An 830-nucleotide genomic window follows, 5' to 3' on the forward strand; every position below is an offset into this window, starting at 1 on the left:
AGCGGCGCCCGGGCGACCATCGCCGGCGCCGCACCACGGAACGTCTGCACCGCGGAGTCGGGGTCGGCGAGCAGGACGAGGTCGGCGCCGTCCGCCGCCAGGACCTGGAGCAGCCTGGCGGTCGCGGCCGTCGACTCCTGGTGGTCGTCGACCACCACCAGGCGCCACCGTGGGCGGTCGCCCCGCCCGACCTCGCGGTCCCACCCGAGAAGCGCCTGGGCGGCCTCGTCGACCACCGCCGCGGCGTCGTAGCGCGCCCCGGAGTCCGGGGTCCCGGCACGCAGACGGGTGACGTCCAGGTACTCCCCGTACACCGCAGCCGCGGCGACCCACTCCGGCCGGTGGTGCTGTTCACCGAGGGCCGCGAGGTCCTCGGGGCGCAGCCCACGCTCGGCCGCACGCATCAGCAGGTCCCGCAGCTCGTCCCGGAAGGCACGCAGGCCCAGCGCCTCGGCCGGGACCCGGGCCGGCCAGGCGGGCCGGGCACCGACACCGTCGGCGTGACCTGCGAGCAGCTCGCTCAGGACGAGGTCCTGCTCGGGGCCGCTGATCAGCACCGGCGGAGGCTCCCCGAGCAACGCCGACCGGGCCCGCAGGATCGCGAAGGCCGCCGACGAGGGCGTCCGCACCACAGGGGCGCCTGCGGTGACCCGGACGTGCGACGACAGCTGGTCGCGCAGACCCGCGGCGGCCCGGCGGGTCGGAGCCAGAAGCAGGACCTCCTGCGGGGCGAGCCGGCCGCTGCCCAGTCTCTCGGCGACGAGGGCGAGCGCCGTCGTGGTGCGCCCCGAACCGGGCGGTCCCGTGACCAGGAGGGCCGGCCCGGTGTG

Annotated in this window: 1 protein-coding gene; it reads right to left on the minus strand. The window is 77.5% G+C overall.

The window, feature by feature from the left end; translation table 11 throughout:
• Positions 1-830: UvrD-helicase domain-containing protein (locus tag N869_RS15605; RefSeq protein WP_035063211.1), on the minus strand; the 830-nt coding region annotated here is incomplete at both ends.

The sequence above is a fragment of the Cellulomonas bogoriensis 69B4 = DSM 16987 genome, assembly GCF_000767165.1.
GTDB classification, from domain to species: domain Bacteria; phylum Actinomycetota; class Actinomycetes; order Actinomycetales; family Cellulomonadaceae; genus Actinotalea; species Actinotalea bogoriensis.